Source organism: Olsenella uli (assembly GCF_016899935.1).
GTDB lineage: Bacteria > Actinomycetota > Coriobacteriia > Coriobacteriales > Atopobiaceae > Thermophilibacter > Thermophilibacter uli_B.
In genome coordinates this window covers 1-254 of record NZ_JACJJK010000075.1, presented here as the reverse complement: position 1 = coordinate 254, position 254 = coordinate 1, and the positions used below count along the sequence as shown (strand labels likewise).

The window sequence follows — 254 nt, the reverse complement described above, 5'->3', positions numbered from 1 at the left end:
TTACGTGAACGTTTATTTAAAGAAACTGAAACAAATGTAAGCCTTCGCGTTGAAGAAACAGATAGCCCTGATACATTTAAAGTTTCTGGCCGTGGCGAATTGCATCTTTCTATCTTGATTGAAACAATGCGCCGTGAAGGTTATGAACTTCAAATCGGTAAACCAGAAGTTATTTATAAAGAAATTAATGGTCAACTTTGCGAACCAATGGAAAACCTCACTATTGAAGTTCCACAGGAATTCATGGGTACTGT

Annotated in this window: 1 pseudogene; it reads left to right on the top strand. The window is 37.0% G+C overall.

Features of this window, described 5'->3' with window-relative positions:
• A pseudogene (locus H6A07_RS09900) lies at positions 1–254 on the top strand (translational GTPase TypA); the annotation flags it as partial.